Annotated in this window: 14 protein-coding genes; 11 read left to right on the forward strand and 3 right to left on the reverse strand. The window is 41.7% G+C overall.

All coding sequences use genetic code 11. The features are described 5' to 3' along the window. Positions 1–65 precede the first annotated feature (65 nt). The 9 genes from H9626_RS07970 to H9626_RS08010 all read left to right on the forward strand — a co-directional run bounded on the left by H9626_RS07970 (position 66) and on the right by H9626_RS08010 (position 19,126). On the forward strand, positions 66–3,185 hold the full coding sequence (locus tag H9626_RS07970) for a SusC/RagA family TonB-linked outer membrane protein (RefSeq protein ID WP_178257257.1): 3,120 nt from the start codon (positions 66–68) through the stop codon (positions 3,183–3,185). A gap of 12 nt (positions 3,186–3,197) precedes the next feature. After that, the gene (locus tag H9626_RS07975) at positions 3,198–4,817 is read left to right on the forward strand and encodes a RagB/SusD family nutrient uptake outer membrane protein (RefSeq protein WP_178257258.1); all 1,620 of its coding nucleotides are present in this window, start codon (positions 3,198–3,200) and stop codon (positions 4,815–4,817) included. Between the two features lie 94 nt (positions 4,818–4,911). Then, a complete protein-coding gene (locus H9626_RS07980; protein ID WP_225230926.1) occupies positions 4,912–5,997 on the forward strand; it encodes a SusE domain-containing protein in 1,086 nt (361 codons plus the stop codon). Between the two features lie 7 nt (positions 5,998–6,004). Beyond that, a complete protein-coding gene (locus H9626_RS07985; RefSeq protein WP_178257260.1) occupies positions 6,005–7,126 on the forward strand; it encodes a glycoside hydrolase family 76 protein in 1,122 nt (373 codons plus the stop codon). Positions 7,127–7,674: 548 nt separating this feature from the next. After that, the gene (locus H9626_RS07990; protein WP_225230927.1) at positions 7,675–10,512 is read left to right on the forward strand and encodes a glycosyl hydrolase; all 2,838 of its coding nucleotides are present in this window, start codon (positions 7,675–7,677) and stop codon (positions 10,510–10,512) included. A gap of 103 nt (positions 10,513–10,615) precedes the next feature. Further along, entirely contained in the window at positions 10,616–11,308 is a 693-nt protein-coding gene (locus tag H9626_RS07995; protein WP_191710150.1) for an SGNH/GDSL hydrolase family protein, read from the forward strand. A gap of 36 nt (positions 11,309–11,344) precedes the next feature. Beyond that, positions 11,345–13,489 (forward strand): GH92 family glycosyl hydrolase, encoded by a 2,145-nt coding sequence (locus H9626_RS08000; protein ID WP_191710151.1) that lies wholly within the window; start codon positions 11,345–11,347, stop codon positions 13,487–13,489. Positions 13,490–13,513: 24 nt separating this feature from the next. Further along, positions 13,514–14,695: a glycoside hydrolase family 76 protein gene (locus tag H9626_RS08005; protein ID WP_178257263.1), complete on the forward strand. Its 1,182-nt coding sequence runs from the start codon at positions 13,514–13,516 to the stop codon at positions 14,693–14,695. Positions 14,696–15,124: 429 nt separating this feature from the next. After that, positions 15,125–19,126 (forward strand): response regulator, encoded by a 4,002-nt coding sequence (locus H9626_RS08010; protein ID WP_368735175.1) that lies wholly within the window; start codon positions 15,125–15,127, stop codon positions 19,124–19,126. Positions 19,127–19,206: 80 nt separating this feature from the next. Here the strand turns inward: H9626_RS08010 and typA are convergent, their stop codons facing one another. Beyond that, on the reverse strand, positions 19,207–21,012 hold the full coding sequence (gene typA, locus H9626_RS08015; protein WP_178257265.1) for a translational GTPase TypA: 1,806 nt from the start codon (positions 21,010–21,012) through the stop codon (positions 19,207–19,209). A gap of 122 nt (positions 21,013–21,134) precedes the next feature. On the opposite strand from typA, the gene rpsO reads away from it, so the two are divergent. Continuing rightward, the gene (gene rpsO, locus H9626_RS08020) at positions 21,135–21,404 is read left to right on the forward strand and encodes a 30S ribosomal protein S15 (RefSeq protein WP_178257266.1); all 270 of its coding nucleotides are present in this window, start codon (positions 21,135–21,137) and stop codon (positions 21,402–21,404) included. An 82-nt stretch (positions 21,405–21,486) separates the two neighbouring features. On the opposite strand, the gene H9626_RS08025 is transcribed toward rpsO, so the two are convergent. Continuing rightward, entirely contained in the window at positions 21,487–21,966 is a 480-nt protein-coding gene (locus H9626_RS08025; protein ID WP_178257267.1) for an S-ribosylhomocysteine lyase, read from the reverse strand. A gap of 202 nt (positions 21,967–22,168) precedes the next feature. Next, positions 22,169–22,864, reverse strand: coding sequence for a 5'-methylthioadenosine/adenosylhomocysteine nucleosidase (locus H9626_RS08030; RefSeq protein WP_178257268.1), 696 nt, complete (start codon positions 22,862–22,864; stop codon positions 22,169–22,171). A 101-nt stretch (positions 22,865–22,965) separates the two neighbouring features. On the opposite strand from H9626_RS08030, the gene H9626_RS08035 reads away from it, so the two are divergent. Then, positions 22,966–25,473 (forward strand): YfhO family protein, encoded by a 2,508-nt coding sequence (locus H9626_RS08035; RefSeq protein WP_191710153.1) that lies wholly within the window; start codon positions 22,966–22,968, stop codon positions 25,471–25,473. Positions 25,474–25,547 lie beyond the last annotated feature (74 nt).

Raw genomic sequence — 25,547 nt, forward strand, 5'->3', positions numbered from 1 at the left:
TGTATTTCGATGTTGAACCTTATTTCTGAAATTAATAGAATGTGCATAACTTTAAATCAGTAAAAATGAATACTAATCTAAAAATGTTAGCTGCTCTGGCGGCCATTACATTGACTTCTCCTGTCGATGCTATTTATGCAGCGGTAAACAGTCAAGAAGTGTCACAGGCTATTGTGACAATTCGAGGCAATGTGAAGGATATGAATGGAGAGCCGTTAATCGGGGTCAGCATTTCTGTAAAAGGTAGTTCGGGGCAGGGAACTGTTACCGACGTAGATGGAAATTTCACTCTTCAGTGTGAAAAGGGAGATGTGTTGTCTTTTTCTTATATCGGTTATAAGACAACGGAAGTAAAGGTAGGTAATAAACCAGACCTTATCGTAACATTATCGGAAGATACGGAGCAGCTTGATGAAGTGATTGTGGTAGGATATGGTACTACTACGCGGAAAAGTGCGGTAGGAGCTGTCAGTCAGGTGAAATCTGAAACGATAACCAAGCGTCCTGTTGCTAATGTTACACAAGCCTTGCAAGGGGCAGCGCCGGGTGTAATTGTTCAGCAGACGAGTTATAATCCCAATGATAATAAGACAAACTTTAATATTCGAGGTATCAGTACGCTGAATGATAATAGTCCGTTAATAGTAATTGATGGAATAGTGTCTGATGGAGGCAGCTTTAATAAATTGAATCCTAACGATATTGAGAATATTTCTGTGTTGAAGGATGCAGGTACTGCAGCTATTTACGGTTCTCGTTCGGCAAACGGTGTGATTGTGGTGACCACCAAAACAGGTAAAAAGAATGAAAAACCCACCGTGCGTTTGAGTGGTTCGGTAGGATGGCAGAATCCGGATATTTTGTTTTCTCCATTGGCGGGATATCAGAATGCGACGTTAACCAACTTGGCATATACCAATGTTGGAAGTGATCCGAAATTTACTCCTGAGCAAATCCGCGACTTGGCGGCACATCAGAGTGAAGAAAGCTGGTTTTATGATCAGATTATGCGCACAGCTTTGCAACAAAACTATAATCTTAGTGTTTCGGGAGGCTCTGCCAATACTACGTATATGATTTCGATGGGATATTTCGATCAGGAAAGCAATTACGTAGGTAATAAGAATTTCGGGGTAGAGCGCTATAATTTCCGTACGAATATCAGTACTGAAGTAGGTCGCTTTAAAATAAACGCCATTCTTGCCTATACGCGAAATAACAGTCTCAGTACCACCGGTAGCAGTCTGGAAATTGATGCCGAACGTGTCCCTACTTACTACTATTATAAGATGAAATCGGCAGATGGGCGTTATTTGTTAAACGATATCTTATCGGAGTTTAATCCTCTTGGCTCATTGGAAGCTGGCGGAACGAATAAGTACCGTAATAATTACCTGAATGCAAATGTATCTGCCGAAATGAAGATAATCGACGGATTGTCTTTAAAAGGGGTTTTAGGTGCAGATGTAATCAACGATACACGGTTTACCCGGAATAATGCGGTTGAATATTATGCAAGTGAGGATGCAACTACTCCGCGTCCGGTTAATCTGGCTAATAATAAAACCAGTAATTGGAACAGTAATGCCTACCTGATAAATTCTCAGCTGTTATTGAACTATAACAAAACTTTTGGTAAACATACTGTTAATGGCTTGTTGGGTGTGACGAATGAATCATATACCTATACTGCCAATGAAATAGAAAAGAAATATGTTGACCCGGATTTAGGCATAGGAACAGATGTTACTACGGGAGAAGCTGGTAATATTACAGGGAAAACTTCGGTAGATGATACAAACCGTACCAGTCTTACTTCTTTGTTGGGACGTGTAGGGTATTCTTTTGCTGATAAGTATTATGGAGAGTTTAGTTTCCGTTATGACGGTTCATCCAAATTCCATAAAGATTTCAGATGGGGCTTCTTCCCTTCCATATCTTTGGGATGGCGCTTGTCTGAAGAAAACTTTATGAGTACTTATAAAGACAAGGTGGGTGATTTGAAATTACGTACTTCGTTCGGTATACTGGGTAGTCAGGCTATTGGTACTTATGACCGCTTTACCACTTATACGGTATATGACAATAATTATGCTTATAATAATTCTGTCGTTTCGGGAACTGGTTTTGCATTAGGACTGAATGATTTGACTTGGGAAAAGACAAAAACCTTTAATGTCGGAGTCGATGCATCGTTTTTCCACGGTCAATTGAACCTGACTTTTGATTATTTTTATAAACGTACGACCGATATTTTAATGAAACCCATAGTTCCCACTGTTTTCGGAACGGATATGCCGATGGATAACATTGGAGAAATGCAGAATCAAGGATGGGAAATAGGCATTAATTATAATTTACAGACAGGACAAGTACAGCATCGGTTTGGTTTCAATCTGAGCGATTCTTATAATAAAGTCTTGACATATCCCGGTCATGAGCAGATTACAAAAGTTGATGAGTTGGAACGTATCATCCGTGAAGGTGTACCTTTGAATTCATATTACGGTTATAAAACAGACGGATATTTCCAAAGTTATGAAGAAATAGAGGCTTCGGCTATACCCGTAGGCGGTAAAGTACAACCCGGAGATGTTAAGTTTGTCGATAGAAATGATGATGGAGTAATCGATTCGAAAGACCGATTTATTTTAGGTAATGCATTCCCGCGGTATACGTTTGGCTTTACTTACGACCTCTCTTGGAAAGGTCTTGACTTCAGTATGTTTTGGCAAGGTGTAGGAAAGCGTGATATGATGTTGCGCGGTGAGTTGATTGAGCCGTTACATCAAAATTATTCATATAATATATTTAAGCATCAACTCGATTTCTGGACTCCGACCAATACAGATGCCGAATGGCCGCGTTTGGCTGCTCCCGGTTCTGATTCAAACAAGAATAACTACGGAACTGGTTCGGACATGCAGATTCTGGATGGTAAATATATGCGCTTAAAGAATTTGGTAATAGGATATACAATACCCAAATCATGGTCGAAGAAATTAGGCATGGAAAGACTCAGATTATACGTAAACGCTGAGAACTTGCTTACTTTTAGTAATAATAGTTTTATTGATCCTGAATCTACCGAGTTCGACTCGAAGATGTCGGCAGGTGGAGCCAATAGCGGACGTTCTTATCCCACATTGCGTTATTATGGCTTTGGTATCGATGTAGAATTTTAATAATGTGATTTTATGAAATTGAAAACATATATGCTGTCTGTTGCAAGCACATGGCTGTTGTTGGCGGCTTGTAACGACATGGAAAATTTGCCTACAAATAAATTTACCGATAATAGTTATTGGACTTCGGAAGCAAAAGCTCAGAATGTGGTTAATATGGCGTATAGCCAGATGTATGACGCTGGAAAGATGTGGTCGGATGAGAGCTTGAGCGACAATGTGATTGACGGGCGTACGGTTACCGACCAGCGTGCCATACGTAAGGGACAGGCAACTCCTTCAATCGGGCTTTTTGACAGTGAATGGAAAAATCTGTATGGAGGAATCAAAACTTGTCATGTCTTTTTAGATAAGGTAGATTTGGTTGCCAATATGGACCCGGCTGTAAAAGCTCGTATGACAGCCGAAATTCGTTTTATTCGTGCTGCCATTTATTTCCGTCTTGTTAATTTTTATGGTGATGTACCGTTTTTTACGACAGACCTAACATTAGATGAGGCGAATTCGATTGGGCGTACTCCTGCCGCTACGGTTTTACAGTTCATTCATGATGAATTGACTGATATTGAAGATGCTCTTCCTGTCAATACGTCTTTATCAGATGCTGAAAAGGGTAAAATAACAAAAGGTGCGGTAAGTATGTTGCAAGCACGTGTTTATCTGATGGAAGGTAATTGGGATCAGGTAATAACTTATACAGAAAACCTTATCAATAATCAGGGAGAGTATGGTACTTATGATTTATATCCTTCTTATCGAGGATTATTTGAGGAAGAAAACGAATATAATCAGGAAGTGATAATGGATCGCTCGTATGTAAAGAAACTTCTTACTTGGGGAGATATGGTAGATATGGCTCCGTTAAGTGTGGGAGGTAGAACGATTAATCGGGTTCCTCAGCAATCTTTGGTAGATAGCTATATTATGCTGAATGGAAAGGGTATTAAGGAGCAAGGAAGTAATTATAATGAGAACTATCCGTATGCTAACAGAGACCCTCGTATGACGGCTACGATTATATATGATGGATATGATTGGAGTGGTAATGTAAACGATGGAAGTCAGGGAACTGTTATTCATATTGACCCTAATACATCAACAACTGTCGATAAATATGTTTATGGAAGTAATAATACAGCTACTGGTTATTATGTACGCAAATATTACAGTCCGCAGGACGTTGGTGATTTGAACTCTGGTCAGAATATTATCACCATGCGTTATGCAGATGTGCTATTGATGTATGCCGAGGCTAAGTTTGAGAAAGGTGAGTTTACCAAAGATATTTGGGATATGACAATCAAACGTATCCGTGAGCGTGCCGGATTTACAGATGCTGGTGCATTGGAATATCCTTCTTTGTCTGAAGATGATATGCGGAAGTTGATTCGCAATGAGCGTCGTTGTGAGTTGGCAATGGAAGGATTAAGATGGTTTGATATCAAACGTTGGAAGGCCGGTTCTGAATATCTGGCAGGAGACGTTAACGGTGCTACTTTCGAAGGCGTAGGAAAAATTCGTGTAGATACCTATAACTTTAATGAGCAAAGAGATTATTTATGGGCAGTTCCTCAAAGTCAGATTGACTTGAATCATAATCTGGCTCCCAATAACCCCGGATATGCTAATTGATTAACTTTAAATACTTATAATGATGAAACTGAGATTTTTTTATGTATTCGTTGTATGCATGAGCATATTATTTTCTACCTCATGTACTAAAGATATGGAATATAAAGATGTACAGGTGAGTCCTGTAACCCAACTGTATGAACCGACAGATGGGCAAAGTGTAACACTGGTTGCTTCGTCTACGGCCTCACTGTTTTTTGAGTGGGCAGCAGCTAAAGCCGAAGATAGTGGTTCGCCCTTGTATGAAGTTGTTTTTGATAAAGAAGACGGCGATTTTACAAATCCGATCTATCGTGTAATAGCTGATAATAATGGTGTGCGTAATTATGCCACGATTACGCATAAGGTATTGGATAAAGTGGGCAAAGCTGCAGGTATCAATGGGGGTGAAACCGGAACGTTGAAGTGGACGGTAGTGGCTTCCCGGGGATTAAACTCTGCAATGTCTACGCAGTCGAGAACGCTTGCTATAACTTGCTTGAAAGGATTTACCGAATTGCCTAACCAAGTTTATTTGACGGGTGAAGCTACCGAAGGAGGTACGGATATTACACAAGCTGTTCCTTGTTCTATGCCTAATGAATTGGGGGTATTTGAAGTGTTTACCAGACTGGAAGAAGGCAAGTCTTATCGGTTGGTTGATAATAATTCAGATGGAGCCAAATCTTATTACGTTAATGAAAGTGGTGTTATAATTGAAGGCGAAGGTGAAACAACGGTATCTAAGGGTGGTATTTATCGTATTGTATTCGATTTTACAACGGCTTCGATTAAGATGACTGAGATACAAAGCTTGGGATTCTTCTTCTGCCCGAGTAATGAGGTTACCTTTGAGCTTCCTTATAAAGGAAAGGGTGTATTCGAAGGTGAAGGTATAGTTGAATTTAAGCAAGAAAGTTGGGGAAGAGACCAGCGCTATAAATTCTTAATGATATATGCCGACGGAACAAGACAGATGTGGGGAACTAAAAATACGACGGATAGTAATCCGGGAGATATTTCGGCAGATGATCCTTATTTCTATATTGCAGAGACTCCTGATAACCAATGGGACCAAAAGTGGAAATTGAATAACGAATTTGATGGAGCCGCTGACGGAGCAAATCCGGGAGCTGTAACACGGATTTCTGTGATTTTTACGGGAGAAAATTATACACATCATGTAGAACTTGCAAACTGATTGAGTTATGAAATATAGGTTATTATTCTTTTTTATTACAGGATTGCTTTTGGCTTCCTGCAGTAAGATTGAAGATGAGTACGTATATGATACCGGTTATGTGATAGACTGGAGTGCTGCTGCTGATAGTGCCAGTTCAACATTGCCCGACCGTTTTTGGAACGAAGAAGGCTATTTTAATTATGAGAACGATGGAAACGGAACAGGGTTTCAGTATTGGCCGCAGGCTCAGGCTATGGATGTGGTTATTGATGCTTATTTGCGCAGTGGAGATACTAAATATTCTGACCTGTTTACTCCGTGGTACGAGGGTATCAGAGTGAAAAATGGAAATTCCTATTGGAATAATTTTTATGATGATATGGAATGGATTGGTCTCACTATGGTACGTTTGTATGAAACCACTCAGGAGGAAAAATACTTGAACACGGCTAAGGAGCTGTGGGGATACATCGAAGGCGGATGGGACGAAGAGTACGGGGGCGGCGGAGTATCGTGGAAAGCCGACCAACGCTGGAGTAAGAATGCTTGCTCAAACGGACCTGCCGCTTTGCTGGCTATGCGTCTTTATGCCGTAACTCAGGATGAAACTTATAAGGATTGGGGCGTGAAGATTTATACATGGTTGCGAGAAAACCTTTTTAACAAGGCTACCGGGGCTGTTTATGATAATTTGAATGGGGAGACTGGTGAAATTGGCGGCTTTTCATTAAGCTATAATCAAGGTACATTTTTAGGGGCTGCCCATGAACTTTATAAAGTGACCGGAGAAGCTAATTATTTGAAAGATGCACGTAAAGCTGCTTATTTCTGTATCAGCGATGCTGGCATGATTGACAGTGGAAACAATGTGTTGCGGGATGAAGGAACAGGCGATGGTGGCTTTTTCAAAGGAATCTTTATGCGTTATTTCGTCAAGCTGATTATGGAACCCGATCTTGACGAGGTATACCGTAAAAAGTTTGTTACTTTCTTCAACAATAATGCCGATGTGTTATGGCGGAAAGGTGTGAATAAGCTGGATATTCTATTTGGTACAAATTGGACTACTCCTGCTTCGGGTACTACTGAGCTTGGAGCACAGGCGAGCGGATGCGCGTTGATAGAAGCAAAAGCACTTTTGAAATAAAAATTAAGAGCCTGTTAAAATATCCCTATCGGATAATTTAATCAGGCTCTTAGGTTTAAAAGTATGACAGTAAGTATGTAACATTGAAATATAATAGGACATTATTGGAAGCCTGTTTAAATTTTCCAGCTTAACGGTTGAAGAGCAGAAGAAATACGGTTACAGTTTGTTTCTTTCTTAAAAAACAATGGTTAGTTGTTTATTTTGAACTTATTAAAGCTATCTCGCCAATGAAAATATAAGAAGAAATTCTCCGGCAGATATAGTGAAAAAACGCTACCGTTAGTGTTGGTCATTTCATGCGGATGAGTTGACCATTTCTACCCATAGTGTTGATGGGTTCTATGGGTAGAATTTTTCGAGTTTCTGACAGAGCTTAAATTAGGTTCTTTATGGAGATAAACATTCCCGTTCTATGCGAAGAACTTGCTCATTCATCGGAACGAAATTTTTATGTTCCGGACTGAGGCTGAACAAATTTAAACAGGCTTTTGCATGAATAAAGTGAGATTTAGAAAACATTTCATTTATTATTACTTGTTGTTGGTATGAATCACAGAATAGTCTTCATTTTGGCATATTTATTTGTAATCCATTTTGGAGTTGCAAGTAAAAATTTGCCTGAAAAATCTAATATCAATATTGAATCGAAGAACCTTTATGAGGTATTTCAGAATCCGGAGTCGAAATATCGTCCTTTTGTTAGATGGTGGTGGAATGGGTTACGTTTAAATGAAAAAGAAATATTACATGAATTGGATGTAATGAAACAGATGGGAATAGGAGGAGTGGAAATTAACTCAATCCGTTTTCCGGATGAGGCGGATACTCTGGGTTATAAAGTTATGCCTTATCTTTCAGATGAGTGGGTGAATATGGTGAAGGTGGCCGCAAAAGGCTGTAAAGACAGGGGTATGGTTTGCGATATGATTGCCGGTTCCGGATGGCCTTTTGGCGGAGAGTTTCTTCCTGAAAAACATCAGTTGCAGATGCTGACAGTAGAAACGATGAAGATAGATGGAGGGACTCAGGGTGTTAAAGTATCAGTTAAGAAAAGTGAGGTACTGGATAGGGTAGATCCTCCCATTATGTCGAAAAATCGTGATTCGAAAAAAGAGTTGATGTATATCCGGCTGATGCCTGAAAAGGTTGACACTTTTACTCCCGGTACATCGTTCGATTACTTGGCCGACAAATCCGATTTTGAGATAAACGTGCCGGCAGGAAAATACGTGTTATATTTCTTTGTCAAAATGGTAGGATATATGAGCGTGATAGAAGGTGCTCCCGGAGCTTGCGGTCCGGTATTGAATCATTTCGACAAGAATGCTGTTATCGCATACCTGAATCGTCTTTCGTCGGCTTTGCCATATAAATCGCCTGAATTGAAGAATGCCATTAGAGCAGCGTTTGTCGACAGTTTTGAGTTGGAAGGTGCAAATTGGAGCGACAGTCTGTTAAAAGAATGGGAAACATATTACGGTTATTCACTGCTGCCTTATCTGCCTTATGTGATAAGGAAGGTGGGAAGCATGGGAGAGCCTTTGCCGGATGATTACGGATGTAACTTTTCGGAAAAAGTGAAGAAAGAGGTGATTGAGAGAGTGCGGAATGATTTTGAACATTTTCAGATTAAACTGTTTCAGGAAAACTTTATTGATACGTTCAATAAGTGGTGTCATGACAATGGTATTCAGTCGCGTGTGCAGGCGTATGGCAGGGCCTTACACCCGATAGAGTCATCAATGTATATTGACATTCCCGAATGTGAGACATGGTTCAGAGACGGTCTTGGAACCGAATATCCCGACAAGGAAATTTATTTGGGACATGCACATTCGATGATAAACAAATTTGTTGCATCCGGCTCTTTGCTGGCAGGAAATGGTATCGTAAGTTGCGAAGAAATAACCAATACAGGCGAGATATTTCAGTCGACTTTGGAGGAAATCAAGATAGCCGGCGATATGAGCAATATTTCGGGTGTAAATCATTCCATTTTGCATGGATTTAATTACAGTCCAGTTGAAGCTCCTTTCCCCGGTTGGATAAAATTCGGCGAGTATTTCAGCGAGAAGAACACAATGTATCCGTACTATCGGTTATGGACAGATTATAAAGCGCGTCTTTCTGCCGTGTTGCAAAACAGTATTCCGCAAGCAGATATTGCCATTTTGCCGCCATTGGAAGACATGTGGTCAGAGTTAGGTCAGCAGCGCGAACCCTATCCGGTTCATGTTTATCCGGATTATGCCCATGATTTGTGGCAGAATCTGCATCAAAATGGCAATGGGTGTGATTATGTCAGTGAGAACATTATTAAACAGTCGAAAATAAAGGGTGGTAAGTTGTCGTTCGGTCCTCGTTCCTATAAAACGTTGATTCTTATGGAAGTGAAGAGCTTGTCTCCCGAAACGGCTGGCGTTATCGAAAGATTTGTAGCCTCCGGAGGCCGTGTAATCTGCATAGGGTGTACTCCGTGGCAAAGTATCGGAATGAATGATTTTGAAGCTCGTTCCCGCAAGGTAAATGATGTAATAAGTCGGATTCAAGTAAAATATCCGCAACGTTTTATCAAAATAGCTTCTCCGCGCGGAAGTCTTACGGAATGGTATAGACAGGTTCAAGACAGTTTAAGCATTACGCCTTATGTAAAAATTGACAATCCCTCAAAATGGGTGTTTGGTAATTACTATAAATCGGGCGATAAAGATATTTTCTTTATAACCAATTTCAGTCGGGTATCCTCACATCATACGATGGTTAAATTTCCCGAAAGTACCGAAGGTAAGAATGCTTGGATATGGTTGCCCGAAACCGGTGAGCGTTACAGGCTATCCGACGGCGGAAGGCAGATGGATATTATGCTCCGACCTTCCGAATCCAAGTTAATCGTATTTGATTCGGATGCAGTTGGCGACTGGTACACACCGATGCCATGTCGCCCTGACAATGCTGTTGAACTGACGGGAAAATGGAAAGTAGAAGCAAACCATTTCGACGGCAGTCGAAAAGAATTTTATATGGATACTCTGACCGATTTTAATTCACTGCCATTCCCGTGGCTTAAAACCTTTGCGGGCGAATTATCTTATACTTTGAATAAAGAATTTGCAAATCCGGACAGTTACTCAGTTATTGATTTGGGAAGCGTAAGAGGGGTATCGGAAGTGTATGTAAACGGTGAAAAGCTCGGTACAGGTTGGTATGGAGATCATCGCTTTCGACTTAAAGGTAAAATGAAGAAAGGGAATAACATCATTACGATTAAGGTGATAACTCCTCTTGGTAATTATGCAAATTCGTTGAAAACGAATAAAACAGCAAAAAGATATGCCCACAGTATGAAAAGTTTGGGTTTGGAGCATGGGGTGTTTGTTTATTAAGATAGTCGGGGAGATTGGCATCGGATATAATGCAGACAACCTTTATAATAACTAATAGATTTTAAATGAATAAAGAAAAGTGTGAATAATAAGTGTGGATAAAATGATTAAATATGTTATTTATATAGGAGTAGTTCTCCTATCTTTAATTTGTACAGAAGTCAATGCGCAAAATCGTGATTTTGGCGGTTTAAACCGTTATGCTCAAGAAAATAAAAACGTGCCGATTCTTGGGAAAAAATCAAAGCGGGTTGTCTTTATGGGAAACTCCATCACCGAAGGGTGGGTGAACGCACATCCTGATTTCTTTACCGACAACGGCTATATAGGGCGTGGTATTAGCGGACAAACATCTTATCAGTTCTTGTTGCGTTTTCGCGAAGACGTTATTAAGCTACTTCCGACATTGGTTGTTATCAATGCCGGAACTAATGACATTGCAGAAAACACATGTCCTTATAATGAAGAATATACTTTTGGCAATATTGTTTCGATGGTAGAGTTGGCCCAAGCACATAAAATTAAAGTTATATTGACCTCTACATTGCCTGCCGCTTCTTTTGGCTGGAATCCGTCTGTGCTGGATGCACAAGCTAAGATATTGTCTCTTAATGCACGTCTTAAGAAGTATGCTCGTAAGCATAAGATAATGTATGTTGATTATTACGAGAAAATGGTTTATGGAGAAAATGGGGCATTGAATCCTCAATACACGAAAGATGGAGTTCATCCTACATCTGAAGGATATTTGGTCATGGAAGAATTGATAAAAAAAGCTATTGATAAGGTTTTGTAATATATCTTTTTAAGAAAACGTCAAATAAGATACAAAATGAAGAATCGTATTTTTATATATATAATTTCTCTCATACTATTTACGAATTGTGAGAATCAGAGTAGATTGACGGAGTATGTAAATCCTTTTTTAGGTACTGCAACGTTGTGGGAAAAGGAAGATTTGGGATACGAGCGTAAAAAAGAAGCCCGGACTTGGGGAGCAGAAACGTTTCCCGGAGCTACTTTGCCTAATGCTATGGTGCAAGTAAGTCCGGTAACTCAATATCGTAGTGGGGCTGGTTATCAATATGAGGATAGCGTTATTTATGGATTTTCTCATACGAACAAGGGGCATTGGAATTTGTTGCATGTTCCGATGCTTCCTGTGGTCGGTAAGGTTTCTCCAAGTGATTACTGTTCGCCTTTCAGTCATGAGAACGAAACGGCGCATCCGGGTTATTATCAGGTTTATTTGAGTCGGTATGGTGTAAATGTGGAACTTACCAGTACGTTGCGGTGTGCCTATCATAAATATACCTATCGTAAAGACGATGATAAAGCTTTGCTGGTAGATATTCGTCGTTCAAACAATGCGGTGACAGAATGGAACATTGAGAAATCCGGTGAAAAAGTGCTTACGGGGTATCAGGCTGGAGAAGGTAAAATTTACTTCTATGGTATAACCAATTATCCAATAGCGGATGTGACGATGGAGAAAGACGATAAACATGAAGTGGCTATCGTTCGCTTTGTTGATAGTAAAGGTACTCAGCCATTGGAAATGAAAATCGGATTCTCGTTCGTCAGCGTAGAGAATGCGAAAATGAACCTTGAACAGGAGATGCTGAATAAAGATTTTGCACAAGTGGCTCGTGAAGCGGATAATACATGGGAAAAACTGTTGTCTAAAATCAAAGTTTCAGGAGGTACAGAGCGCGAAAAGAATTTGTTTTATTCCTGTCTGTATAACTCTTTCAAATGGCCTGCGTTGCGTAGTGATGTGAATTTTGACTACACAGACATTCAGGGCAACGTGGTTAATAACGGATTTAATTACTATACAAATCCGTCTTTTTGGGACGATTATCGCAATAAGCTGATTCTGTTAGGGATGCTCTCGCCCGAAGTAACCACAGATGTAATTAAATCTATCATTGACAAAGGAGAAAAGAGCAATGGATACATGCCAACATTTTTTCATGGCGATCATGCCTCAACTTTTATTTCGGGAAGCTGGTTACGTGGATTACATGATTTTGATCTTAACAGGGCATATAAGCTGATTCTGAAAAATGCTACCGTTCCGGGTGAGGGAGGACGTCGATATTTGGATGAATATATTGAGCGTGGTTGGATAGCCGAGAAAGATACAGTGAATGTCCCTACGCAGGACGAATATAAAGGTGCGGTGACGAAAACCGTAGAGTATGCTTATGACGATTATGCAGTGGCACTCGTAGCGAAAGAATTGGGCGATGAGGCTAATTATAAACTACTGATGAAACGTTCTGAAAACTATAAGACGCTGTTCGATCCAAGTACAGGCTTTTGGAGAGGTAAGATTGATGACGGCAGTTGGATAAAAGACTTTGACCCTTATTATCCTTACTATCAGTATATGTATCGCGAGGCTAATGCTTGGAATGCACTCTTCTTTGCACCACATGACCCGGAGGGAATGATTAAACTCTATCCTGATAACGCTGCGGTTGAGGCCAAATTAGACTCTCTTTTCACAGAACCGTGGCGCGGATATGAAGTGGATAACATGACGGGATTCATCGGGAACTATTGTCATGGAAATCAGCCGGGGCATAGCATCCCTTATACTTATTACTTCATAGGTAAGCAGGAAAAAGCACAGGCGGTACTCGATTCGTTGATGGGACATTACTACGATATGGGGCAAGACAAGTTGGCATACGCCGGTATGGACGATGCCGGAGAAATGTCGTCGTGGTATGTGTTTAATGCCATTGGTCTGTACACATATTCTCCTGCCGATGCCGAGTATATTGTTACCGTTCCGCTGTTCGACAAAGTTACTTTTGAATTGCAAGGCAAGCCTTTCACCATTACCAAGCAGGGAAGCGGAAAAAAGATTCGGCAGATAACTTGCGGAGGTAAGGTTATCGACGGCTATTTTGTGTCCCATGCCCAACTGCAAGAGGGGAAAGAACTTGTGATAACCGTGGAATGAAATTTAATATAAAGATAACTGATTATGAAAAAGACTTTTACAATTTTATTTGCGCTCTGTCTGGCTTTGGGAGCATTTGCGCAGAAAGATAAGGCGTATTGGAACAAGATGGCGGACGGTACGTCGGAAGCGCTTATCAAGCATTTTTGGGGAGCAGGCTTCGAAGATTATGAAGACCGTTTTTATTTCAACTATGGCAGCGATCTTTCCGATATGTCGACCAATAATTATTGGCCGCAGGCACATGCGATGGATGTGCTGGTTGATGCGTATATGCGTACAGGCGACGTACGTTACAAGGAGATTTTCCCTTTGTGGTGGGAAGGGATGCCCCGGTATAACTTCGCCGGAAAGATGAACCCCAAAGACCCGTGGTGGAATGTGTTTGTCGATGATATGGAGTGGATTGTATTGGCGCAAATCCGGATGTTTGAATGTACGGGAGAGAAACAGTATATAGCAAAGGCAAGGCAAGTATATGACGATTGGATTTGGCCTACGTGGGGACCTGAAGATGAAGCGCCGTGGTATGGAGGCATTACATGGAAAACGGATGTGGCAAAATCGAAGAATGCTTGTTCAAACGGACCGGCGGCTCTGATTGCAGCTCGTCTGTATAACTTTTTCGATAAGGCAGGGTTTACCGGCGGGAAGGTGAAAAATGCTTATCTGAATGAGGCTATCAAGATTTTCGTATGGGAGAAGAATTATTTGTTCGACCGTGAGACCGGTGCTGTTTATGACAATATCAACGGAAAGGGTGAAATCCAGAAAAACTGGGTGTTTACTTACAATGTCGGGACGTTTCTGGGGGCGGCGCATGAGCTTTATAAAATTACGGGCGACAAACAGTATCTTGACGATGCGGTAAAAGCGGCTAATTACGTTGTTGAACACCTTTCTGATAATGACGGCGTGCTGTCTGATGCGGAAAAAGGTGACGGCGGTTTGTTTCATGGAATCTTTTTCCGTTATTTCGTGAAACTGATAAACGAATCGGATTTAGATATTACGTACCGTAAAAAGTTTCATGATTACATTACCCGTTGCGCTACGGTTATGGCTACTCAAGGTATTAATTCCAAAACTATGTTGTATGGCGGACGTTGGAGAAAGGCACCCGAAGATAATGAAAGCGTAGGGCTGACTCCTCATCTGACCGGCTGTATGTTGATGGAGGCCATGTGTGTGCTTCAGCCCTTATGATTAGCAGTCAATGACGTGATAATTAATTCGGTAGGTGTGTCTGAAACATACGGATGAGTATGTCGAAACAATGGTTGGGATACACTTTTCTGCTCACGGAAGTACGGCAGAAATTCTACGTCTGTTATGTCGTCAAAACGCTACCGTTAGTGTTGGTCATTTCATGCGGATGGGTTGTCCTGTTCTACCCATAGAACAGATAAGTCCTATGGGTAGCGTTTTTTCAGGTTATTGATTATGCAGGATTAAGTTAAAATAAGCCCATAAATTAAAAAAAGTAGGCATTTCTTTCCATAGGCGAGATGGGCGTTTCCGTAAGGTTCGCCCATTTTTTTGTACTTACTGTAAAGTCGGAATATTTGTTAATTTTCTATACCTTTGTATCCGGTTATTGATAAAAATGATGCTATGAATACTGTGTTGAAATTTATGGGAGGATTGTTTGTTCTCCTTTTATGTACAATAAATTCTTTATCGGCTTATAACATCAGGCAAATAACAAATGCCGACGGACTAACCAGCAGCGCTGTGCTTTCTTTGTTGCAAGATAACAAGGGCTTTTTATGGATGGGAACGTGTGACGGGGTGAATATATACGATGGTACGAAAGCATATAGTTGGAATGGCTGGGGGCAGCTGAACCTCTCAGGCTATGTGATAGAGGAAATGCTTGAAACTCATGAGGGTGTGATTTGGGTGCAGACCAATTACGGACTTACTAAGGTAGACCGGAACAAACATCGGGTAGAAGAGTATTCTCAGTTTAAAGGCAGCGACATGATGGTGAAGAACGAATTGGGCGATTTGTTTTTCTTTTCGAGCAGTAATATTCTCTATGCTTTCAACGCGATGAAGCAGGAGTTTTACCAACTTCCGATAGGCACCTTGAATAAAGAAGACATTGTTAATCTTTACGTGAATGAGCATTATTTGGTCCTTTTCCTGAAAGATGAGATTGTATGTTACCAAATGGAGCATTCTCCGGAGGGAGAATACAGGCTTTCTGCTGTAAGTAATCGTGAGAAAACAGATGTATGTTATGGATTCGGGGATAATAATCAGATTTATTGGCTCGACGGAAATTGTAATTTGTTTGGATATAACTTGGTAAGACAAGAAAAGCAGTTTGTTTGTAATTGGGAAAAAGCTTTGAAGGGAAGGGGTACTGTTGTAGATATACTTCGCGATGGCACATCTTTTTTTGTTGCTTTTCAGACGAATGGTTTGCTGAAAATATCTTTGCAGGCAAATAATGAATATGCTGTCGATGATTTAGGAATTAAATCAGGGGTTTTCCGGATTCTGAAAGACCGTTTTCAGGATATTGTTTGGATTGCTACCGACGGGCAAGGTGTATTTGTTTATTCTGAAGGAAAATATTCTATTTTGTCTGTAACTTATCAGGATTTGAATCAAAGTATAGGAAAACCGATCCGTTCAATCTTTTGGGACGCCAAAGGAACACTGTGGCTGGGTACGAAAGGAGAAGGCATTCTTAAAATTTATGATTTCTCCCCAAAACGGCATGATGTGAGATACAAGACAGAACTGATAAATTCGCCAGAGAGTGGATTAATAGATAATTCGGTCTATTCGTTTGCTGAAAGTCGCAGGCCTTTGTTTTGGATAGGGCATGATTCGGGACTCAGTTATTATTCTTATCGTGATGGAAAAATCAGGAGCGTATCTTCGTCTGAAAAAATCAATTACGTTCATGCCATTTATGAAGAAAGTGATTCGGTGCTTTGGATAGCCACAGTAGGCACAGGCGTTGTTCGTGCACTTGTGTCAGATAGGGCGGGCATACCTTATATTCGTTCATTGAAGCGTTATACGATTGATAACGGTAATTTTTCCTCGAATTATTTTTTCACTCTATTTGCCGATGTCCGGCGTAACGTATGGTTTGGTAATCGGGGGTATGGATTGTTTCATATAAAAGGCGATAGTTTGTCTGCCATCCCTTTACAGGGTGAATATACAAGTAAGGTGGTAAGCGATATCTTTTCAATAATCCGTGATAAAGACATCTTTTGGTTAGGAACAGGAGCGGGTTTGATAAAAAAGCAACACGATAAAGAATCCTATTTTAATCAGTCGGTGGGGTTTATAAACAGTACCATACATGCCATGCTTCAAGATGAAAACGAGCGGTTATGGGTTGCTACCAATGGAGGGCTGATTGGTTTCGATGTTTTGAATAATAAATTCCAGAATTATGGTAAAGGCAGCGGACTGAAAGTTTTAGAGTTTAGCGACGGTGCTTCATTTAGCCAGAATGATACGCTTTTCTTCGGAGGATTTAATGGTTTTGTGGTTATAACCAATAATAAAAAGTATGTATCTGATGAAGAATTGACTAATCCACCGTTGCGTTTCACTAATATTAATGTGTTGGGTGAACAGAAAATGTGTATTGATGTGCAGAACTGGGGAGATAAGCCTTCTCTTTTGTTGGAGCCTGACCAGAATAACTTTACTTTGTCTTTTCTTGCTCTTGATTATGTAAATCCAACCAATTATAGCTATCAGTATCGTTTGAACGAAAAGACAGACTGGATAGACAATGGAGCAAATAACAGCATATCTTTTACTCAAATGAATCACGGGAACTACCTTCTTGAGATTCGTTATAAAAATCAGGCGACAGGAGAATTCAGCCATGCTTATCCGGTATATATAACAATTGCTTCTCCGTGGTATTTAAGTACGTTGGCTGTCATTATTTATTCATTGTTAATTTTGTTGGCCGTTTTTATTAGTATTCGTTGGTTCTTGCTTAAACAGCAGCGTAAAAAACTACTGGCGTTAGAAAAAATGGAACAAGCGCATAAAGAAGAATTATATGAGGAAAAACTGCGTTTCTTTACGAATATAACCCATGAATTTTCTACTCCTCTTACGTTGATTTATGGTCCGTGTGAACGTTTGTTGCAATATGACCATTCGGAATATGTGCATAAGTACGTGTCGTTGATTAAGGCTAATGCAGAACGGTTGAATGCGTTAATTCAAGAAATCATTGACTTCCGGCGCTTGGAAACAGGACATCAAACTTTGTATATTAAGCAAATAGATGTTTCTTCCGTGTGTAATGAAATTATTCATTCTTTCTCTGAGCTGGCAGAGCAGAATCAGATTCGGGTAGAGAATGTAGTTGCGGCAGACATTCTTTGGAATACCGATAGCAAGTGTCTGATAAAAATACTGAATAACTTGATATCGAATGCTTTTAAATATACTTTTATTGGCGGATTGATTCGTGTGACGGTAAATATTACTGTCGATCGCAGATTGTGTATCAAGGTATATAATACGGGAAAAGGAATCAGGCAAGAGGATATTCCTTTGATATTTAACAGATATAAAGTGTTAGATGATGTAGAAACTTCTTCTATTAAAGGAATGTCTTCGCGAAATGGTTTGGGACTGGCCATCTGTCGCAGTATGGTTGAATTGTTAGGCGGAGAAATTCAAATTAAGGGTGAGTATAAGAGTTATGCTGAGTTTGAAGTGTTGCTCCCTATGTTGGATTTAACACCGGAAGGTGGAGAAACTGAAAGTTTTAATACAGAAAATATTCTGCCGGTAATGAAATCTGCGCAACCGGAACGACTGCCAGAGTTAGCTTCAGATGTGGTGGCGCCCGGTCCTAAGATTCTGGTGATAGATGATAATGTAGAGGTCTTGATGTTGTTACAAGAAGCCTTTTCAAACGAATTTAGGGTAGTTGTTGCCCAAAATGCTGAACAGGCATTGGAAGAGATTAAAAATGATATGCCTATTCTGATAATAACAGATGTTATGATGCCGGGGATAGACGGGTTTGAATTAACCAGAAGATTGAAACAGAACAAACATACAATGTCTATACCGATTGTTATATTGTCTGCAAAAAACTCCAGTCAAGAAAAGATTATCGGTTTAGATGTTGGAGCGGATGCGTATATCGATAAGCCTTTTAATATTAATTATCTGAAAGCGGTGGTAGAGCGTTTAATTGAGAATCGCAGTCAGATGAAAGACTTCTTCAATTCTTCGGCGTGTGCGTATGGCTTTTCTCACGGGCATTTAGTTAAAGCCGAAGACAAGGATTTTTTATTGAAGATAACAGAGTATATAGAAAAGCATGTCGATTCAGAAAACCTTTCGTTAGAAGAATTGGCAGAATATATGCAAGTAAGTGTACGAACGTTGTATCGGCGTTTTAAAGAAATGGATTTGGAGTCTCCTAAAGATTACATCAAAGAGTATAGAATAAAACTGGCTGCTAAATTGTTAAGAACTACATCTTTAACGGTTCAGGAGATTATGTATAAGACTGGCTTTGTGAATCGTTCACACTTTTATAAAGAATTTTCAAAACATTTTCAGATGACTCCTAAAGACTATCGGAATGAATATAATAAGAAAGAAACAGAAGTGATATAATGATTAGCGTTACATATTGTTATGTTATGAGAAAAGCCGACGTACCGCAAGATACGCCGGCTCTATTTTATTGGGTAGCATCAATTGTTTTTATTGGCACGTTTGCGCTCCGTTTCGTCAAGGATTATTTTGCGCATACGCATACTTTTCGGAGTTACTTCTACGTATTCATCCTCCTTAATATATTCAAGCGCTTCTTCCAGAGAGAAGATAACCGGCGGAATGATACGCGCTTTATCGTCTGAACCCGAAGCACGCATATTGGTCAGCTTCTTCGATTTGGTGACATTGATAACCAAGTCGTTTTCGTGGACGTGTTCGCCTACTACCTGACCGGCATATACCTCGTCTTGCGGATAGATGAAGAATTTGCCCCGGTCTTGCAGTTTGTCGATGGCGTATGCAAACGCTGTTCCGCTCTCCATTGCAATCATCGAACCGTTGGTGCGGCGCGGAATTTCGCCTTTATAAGGCTGGTAGTTTTTGAAACGGTGAGCCATGATCGCTTCTCCCTGCGAAGCCGTCAGTACGTTGGTTCGCAAACCGATGATACCGCGTGAAGGCATGTCGAACTCAATGTTAACGCGGTCGCCCTGTGTTTCCATCGAAACCATTTCGCCTTTGCGTCGGGTAACCATGTCAATCATCTTGCTGGCAAATTCTTCGGGAACGCTGATGGTAAGTTCTTCAATCGGTTCACATTTCACTCCGTCTATTTCTTTGAAGATAACCTGCGGCTGTCCTACCTGCAATTCGTAACCTTCGCGGCGCATTGTTTCGATAAGCACAGAAAGATGAAGCACGCCTCTACCCGAAACAATCCATTTTCCGTCTTCGTTGTCTGCTTTACGTACCCGCAGTGCCAAGTTTTTATCCAACTCTTTCATCAAGCGGTCGTGAATGTGTCGTGAAGTAACGAATTTACCTTCTTTTCCGAAGAAAGGAGAATCGTTGATGGTAAATAGCATACTCATCGTAGGCTCGTCGATGGCAATGGGCGGCAATGCTTCCGGGTTTTCAAAGTCGCAAATCGTATCGCCGATTTCGAAGTTGTCGATACCGATAATGGCGCAGATATCACCCGATGAAACCGATTCCACCTTTTTGCGTCCGAGGCCTTCGAACGTATCTATTTCCTTGATTTTTGATTTTACCATCGACCCGTCGCGTTTGGCAAGTGTGATGTTCATGCCTTCTTTGAGCGTACCGCGATGGACGCGGCCTACGGCAATACGTCCGGTATACGATGAGTAATCCAGCGAAGTAATAAGCATCTGGGGTGTTCCCTCCAACTGCTTGGGGGCCGGAATATATTTCACGATGGCATCCAGTAACGGGGTAATGGTTCCGGTAGGAGTTTTCCAGTCTTCACCCATCCAGTTGTTCTTTGCAGAACCGTAAAGTACCGGGAAGTCTAATTGGTCTTCGGTAGCGTTGAGGCTGAACATGAGGTCGAATACCATTTCGTAAACTTCTTCCGGGCGGCAGTTGGGCTTATCCACCTTGTTTACCACCACAATAGGTTTCAATCCGATTTGTAAAGCCTTCTGCAATACGAATCGGGTTTGCGGCATCGGGCCTTCGAATGCGTCGACCAGCAGGATACATCCGTCTGCCATATTTAACACGCGCTCTACCTCTCCGCCGAAATCGGCGTGTCCCGGAGTATCAATAATATTGATTTTCGTACCATTGTAATTAATCGAAACGTTTTTAGAAAGAATCGTTATTCCTCTTTCGCGTTCCAAATCGTTGTTATCCAACACCAGTTCACCATTGGTTTGGTCATTGCGGAACAGATGTCCCGCCAGCATCATTTTATCGACCAGCGTAGTTTTTCCGTGGTCTACGTGGGCGATGATGGCAATGTTTCTAATGTCTTGCATACTATACCTATTATTTGCGTGCAAAGTTACGACTTTTTTCTGAAAATGTATTGCTATCCGAAAGATTATCACTACCTTTGCAACCGCAAATCAAATTTATATATTTTTTAAAGGTCAAAATTATGTATTTAGACGCAGCTAAAAAACAAGAAATCTTTGAAAAGTACGGAAAGTCTAACACTGATACTGGGTCTCCTGAGTCTCAGATTGCATTGTTTTCATACCGTATTTCTCACCTGACTGAGCATCTGAAGCTCAACAGAAAAGATTATAGCACTGAAAGAGCTTTGACGATTCTGGTAGGTAAACGCCGTTCGTTGCTGGATTACCTGAAATCACGCGACATCGAAAGATATCGTGCTATCGTTAAAGAACTTGGTCTGCGTAAGTAATTCAGTTTTACTTGCTGCAAACGAAAAAAGAGAGGTTGCTTCGATAAAACGGGGCAACCTCTCTTTTTTTGAGCCCGATTCGTTATCGGGGATATTCCAAGTTGGCATCGGTAATCTGTTCCAATACTTCGCGGAGGAATTTGGCAGCTTCCCATTTCGCCATAGGAAGATTCATCATCAGGTAATTGCCGCAGTCTTTCGGCGTTGCACCCGGTATTTCTCCCTCGTATCCGGCTATAAAGCGGAAAGTCTCTGTTACCAGCGGAAGCACATCGCGTGAAGTCAAGTCGCCTTTCATTACCAGATAATTTCCGGTGAGGCAACCCATCGGACCCCAATAAATGATTTTATCGGCCCATACGGGATGATTGCGCAGGAAGGTGGCGGCAAGGTGTTCGATGGTGTGGATTTCCGGCTGTCCCAATACCGGTTCGCGGTTGGGTTCTTTCATGCGGATGTCAAAAGTTGTGACGGTTTCTCCGCCTACTTCGTCTTTGCGCGAAACGTAAATGCCACGTAACAGGCGAATGTGGTCAATGGTAAAACTCGGTATTTTCTGCATAAGTCAATCTGGTATAATCTTTGATTTAAATCGTTGTTTGTTAATTGATTAAACGCTGAAGGCACAAGAGGATGATTTCATCGGCATATCCCGAAAAACGCTACCGTTAGTGTTGGTCATCCCATGCGGTAGCGTTGCCCGGTTCTACCCATAGAATTTATCGGTGCAACCGTTAGCGTTTTTTTCAGGCTCTAAACAAGCGTTATAATTTGTTTGGCAGCGACTTCAGGAACGTTTCGGTTACGTGGAAAGAGCGGTCTGCCATTTCTCCCCAAAAGTTCTTGTATTGTTCAAGATGTTGTTCTGCACCCGGCGTGTCGCTGATGATCCGGAAACTGATAAACGGAACTTTATAGAGGTAACAAATCTGTGCGATGGCGGCTGATTCCATATCTACGGCAAGTCCCTCAGGAAAGTTTCGTTTGATGTCTTTCAGTTCGTTGGCATCGGTAATGAATTTGTCGCCGGTACAGATGAGTCCGCCGTGAATCGGGGTTTCGGTATCTAACGAGAGCGCACAGTCATACAATGTATCGTTTCCGCTGAAGAAGAGGGGGAGTCCCTGTATCTGTCCGTAAGCATTTCCTTCGCCGCACCATACGTCATGATATACTATCTGCCGGCTTGCTACCACATCCATTACGTTCAGACACGTATCAATGCCCCCCGCCACTCCGGTGCTGATGATACAGTCTGGGGCAAAGTTGCGTATCAGTTCCACCGTTCCGGCAGCTGCGTTTACTTTTCCGATGCCGCATTGCATCAGTACCACGCTGTTGTTTCGTATCTTTCCCTCAATGTAATTAAAAGCACCTTCGCTGCGTTCGGTTTTTTCCGTCAGTTGGTTTGCCAGTTGTCTTTGTTCCGACGACATGGCAGTGATGATTCCTATTTTCATGTTTTATTATGATTTTCGCTGACAAATTTACGACTTTTCAGAGAGTATTATACTATCTTTGTCGGTCGAAAACAATTAATTATTAATAAACTTATCCTGATATGAACCAGTTTAAGAGATTTCTTCCCGATGTGATAGCCATTGTGCTTTTCGTGTTGATTTCGTTTGTTTATTTTCTTCCGGCTGTGAGTGAAGGACGTATTCTGGCGCAACACGATGCCGTAGCAGGTATCGGGGCAGGTCATGAGATGCAAGACTACTTGGAAAAAACGGGTGAGCGTACGCGGTGGACGAATGCTATTTTCGGAGGTATGCCTACTTATCAGATGTCGCCCAGTTACGATTCTACCGACACGCTGAGCTTTATCCAAAAAATCTACCATCTTTTTCTCCCCACTTATGTATGGTATGTATTCGTCATGCTGTTAGGCTTTTATATCCTGCTTCGCGCTTTCGATTTCAAGGCTTGGATGGCGACATTGGGAGCCGTGATATGGGCTTTTTCTTCTTATTTCTTTATAATTATAGCCGCCGGACACATTTGGAAGTTCGTGGCGTTGGCTTATATTCCGCCCACCATAGCCGGTATGGTACTGGCATATCGCGGTAAATACCTGTGGGGAGGAATCGTTACGGCACTGTTCGTAGCCCTTCAGATTACGGCCAACCATCCGCAGATGAGCTATTATTTCTTATTCGTCATGCTTTTTATGGCGATAGCTTACGGCGTTTCGGCATGGAAGGAGAAACAAATGCCGCGTTTCCTGAAAGCCAGCGGAGTGTTGGTGATAGCCGGATTAGTAGGCGTTTGCATTAACCTTTCGAATCTTTACCATACCTATGAATACAGTAAAGAAACCATGCGCGGCAAAAGCGAGCTGGTAAAGGAAAACACAGCAGACCAGACCGACAGTGGGCTGGAGCGCAGCTATATTACGCAATGGAGTTACGGAATAGGCGAAACTTTCTCATTGCTTGTGCCGAATGTGAAAGGAGGAGCTTCCGTTCCGTTGGCGCAGAACGAAAAAGCAATGGAAAAGGCCGACCCTGCTTACATGGGCTTATATAGTCAGTTAGGACAGTATTGGGGTGAACAGCCCGGAACGTCCGGACCGGTTTATGTAGGAGCTTTTGTTATGTTTTTGTTTATTCTGGGACTGTTCCTTGTTAAAGGCCCGATGAAGTGGGCATTGGTAGCGGGTACTGTCTTTTCCATACTTCTTTCATGGGGACATAATTTCATGGGACTGACCAATTTCTTTATCGACTACATCCCGATGTACAGTAAGTTCCGTGCCGTTTCTTCCATACTTGTCATCGCAGAATTTACGATACCTTTGTTGGCAATCATGGCATTGAAAGAAGTCGTAGAGCGTCCCGCCCTGTTCCGCGAGCGTTCACGGGCGTTCTATATCAGCTTCGTGTTGACCGGAGGGCTCGCTCTGCTGTTTGCACTGGCTCCATCGTTCTTTTTCCCGTCGTACGTCTCGACAATAGAAATGAGTGCATTGAAACAAGCTATTCCTGCCGACCAGTTGGCACCGATTCTGATAAATCTGGAAGACATGCGTCAGGCTATTTTCACATCCGATGCTTGGCGTAGTTTCTTCATCGTGCTGATAGGATTCGTGTTGGTGATAATCTATTGTACGAAGCGTATGAAAGCCTCCGTTCTGATAGCCACACTCACGTTGCTCTGTCTGGCGGATATGTGGAATGTGAACAAGCGTTACCTTTATGATGAGCAGTTCGTGGCGAAAGGTACGGAAATGCAACCCTTCATGCAGCCTTCGCCCACCGATAAAGAGATTCTGAAAGACCAAACGCTGGATTACCGTGTGCTGAACTTGTCGGTCAATACCTTTAACGAGAACAATACGGCGTATTGGCATAAAAGCATTGGCGGTTACCATGCGGCAAAACTCCGCCGTTACCAAGAAATTATAGAAGAACATATTCAGGGCGAAATAGCCTCGCTTTATGATAAATTGCCGACAGTGGGAGGTGACATGGAGCAAGTGGATGCCACGCTGACTCCGGTTTTGAACATGCTGAATACGCGCTACATCATATTCCCCTTGCAGGGAGGCAATACAGTACCGCTGTTCAATCCTCATGCCTTAGGCAATGCTTGGTTTGTGGATGAAGTTAAATACGTGGATAATGCCAATGAAGAGATAGAGGCGCTGCATCACAATAATCCGGCTCTGACTGCAGTGGTAGATAAGAAATTTGCCGCACAAGTGAAACAGACGGATGCGCAGCGTGACAGCCTGAGCGTAATAACGTTGACCGATTATCAGCCGAACGCATTGCGCTATGAGGTTGATTCGCCCCAAGGAGGAACGGTTGTGTTTGCCGAGATTTATTATCCGGGATGGCGTTCGTACATCGACGGTCAAGAGGTGGAACACGGGCGTGCAGATTATATTTTGCGTGCGATGAATGTTCCGTCGGGCAAGCATACGATTGAATTTAAATTCGATCCCCAATCGCTTCATGTAACCGAAGCGGTAGCGTTTACCGCGCTTGCGCTCTTGGCGTTGGGCGTTCTGGCAGCCGTTTTACTTCGGATATGCAAGAAACGTCGGGCAGAGGTGAAGCAATAATCCGTCGGGCAATACCCTAAAAAACAACCCATGCAATGGAGGAAACAGCGTGTGTTCACCATTGTATGGGTTTG

The sequence above is a fragment of the Phocaeicola faecium genome (assembly GCF_014837055.1).
Lineage (GTDB): Bacteria > Bacteroidota > Bacteroidia > Bacteroidales > Bacteroidaceae > Phocaeicola > Phocaeicola gallinarum.

Coding starts and splice junctions, on each gene's coding strand:
- H9626_RS07970 (WP_178257257.1), top strand. CDS start 66: ATGAATACTAATCTAAAAATGTTAGCTGCTCTGGCGGCCATTACATTG.
- H9626_RS07975 (WP_178257258.1), top strand. CDS start 3,198: ATGAAATTGAAAACATATATGCTGTCTGTTGCAAGCACATGGCTGTTG.
- H9626_RS07980 (WP_225230926.1), top strand. CDS start 4,912: ATGGAATATAAAGATGTACAGGTGAGTCCTGTAACCCAACTGTATGAA.
- H9626_RS07985 (WP_178257260.1), top strand. CDS start 6,005: ATGAAATATAGGTTATTATTCTTTTTTATTACAGGATTGCTTTTGGCT.
- H9626_RS07990 (WP_225230927.1), top strand. CDS start 7,675: ATGAATCACAGAATAGTCTTCATTTTGGCATATTTATTTGTAATCCAT.
- H9626_RS07995 (WP_191710150.1), top strand. CDS start 10,616: ATGATTAAATATGTTATTTATATAGGAGTAGTTCTCCTATCTTTAATT.
- H9626_RS08000 (WP_191710151.1), top strand. CDS start 11,345: ATGAAGAATCGTATTTTTATATATATAATTTCTCTCATACTATTTACG.
- H9626_RS08005 (WP_178257263.1), top strand. CDS start 13,514: ATGAAAAAGACTTTTACAATTTTATTTGCGCTCTGTCTGGCTTTGGGA.
- H9626_RS08010 (WP_368735175.1), top strand. CDS start 15,125: ATGGGAGGATTGTTTGTTCTCCTTTTATGTACAATAAATTCTTTATCG.
- typA (WP_178257265.1), bottom strand. CDS start 21,012: ATGCAAGACATTAGAAACATTGCCATCATCGCCCACGTAGACCACGGA.
- rpsO (WP_178257266.1), top strand. CDS start 21,135: ATGTATTTAGACGCAGCTAAAAAACAAGAAATCTTTGAAAAGTACGGA.
- H9626_RS08025 (WP_178257267.1), bottom strand. CDS start 21,966: ATGCAGAAAATACCGAGTTTTACCATTGACCACATTCGCCTGTTACGT.
- H9626_RS08030 (WP_178257268.1), bottom strand. CDS start 22,864: ATGAAAATAGGAATCATCACTGCCATGTCGTCGGAACAAAGACAACTG.
- H9626_RS08035 (WP_191710153.1), top strand. CDS start 22,966: ATGAACCAGTTTAAGAGATTTCTTCCCGATGTGATAGCCATTGTGCTT.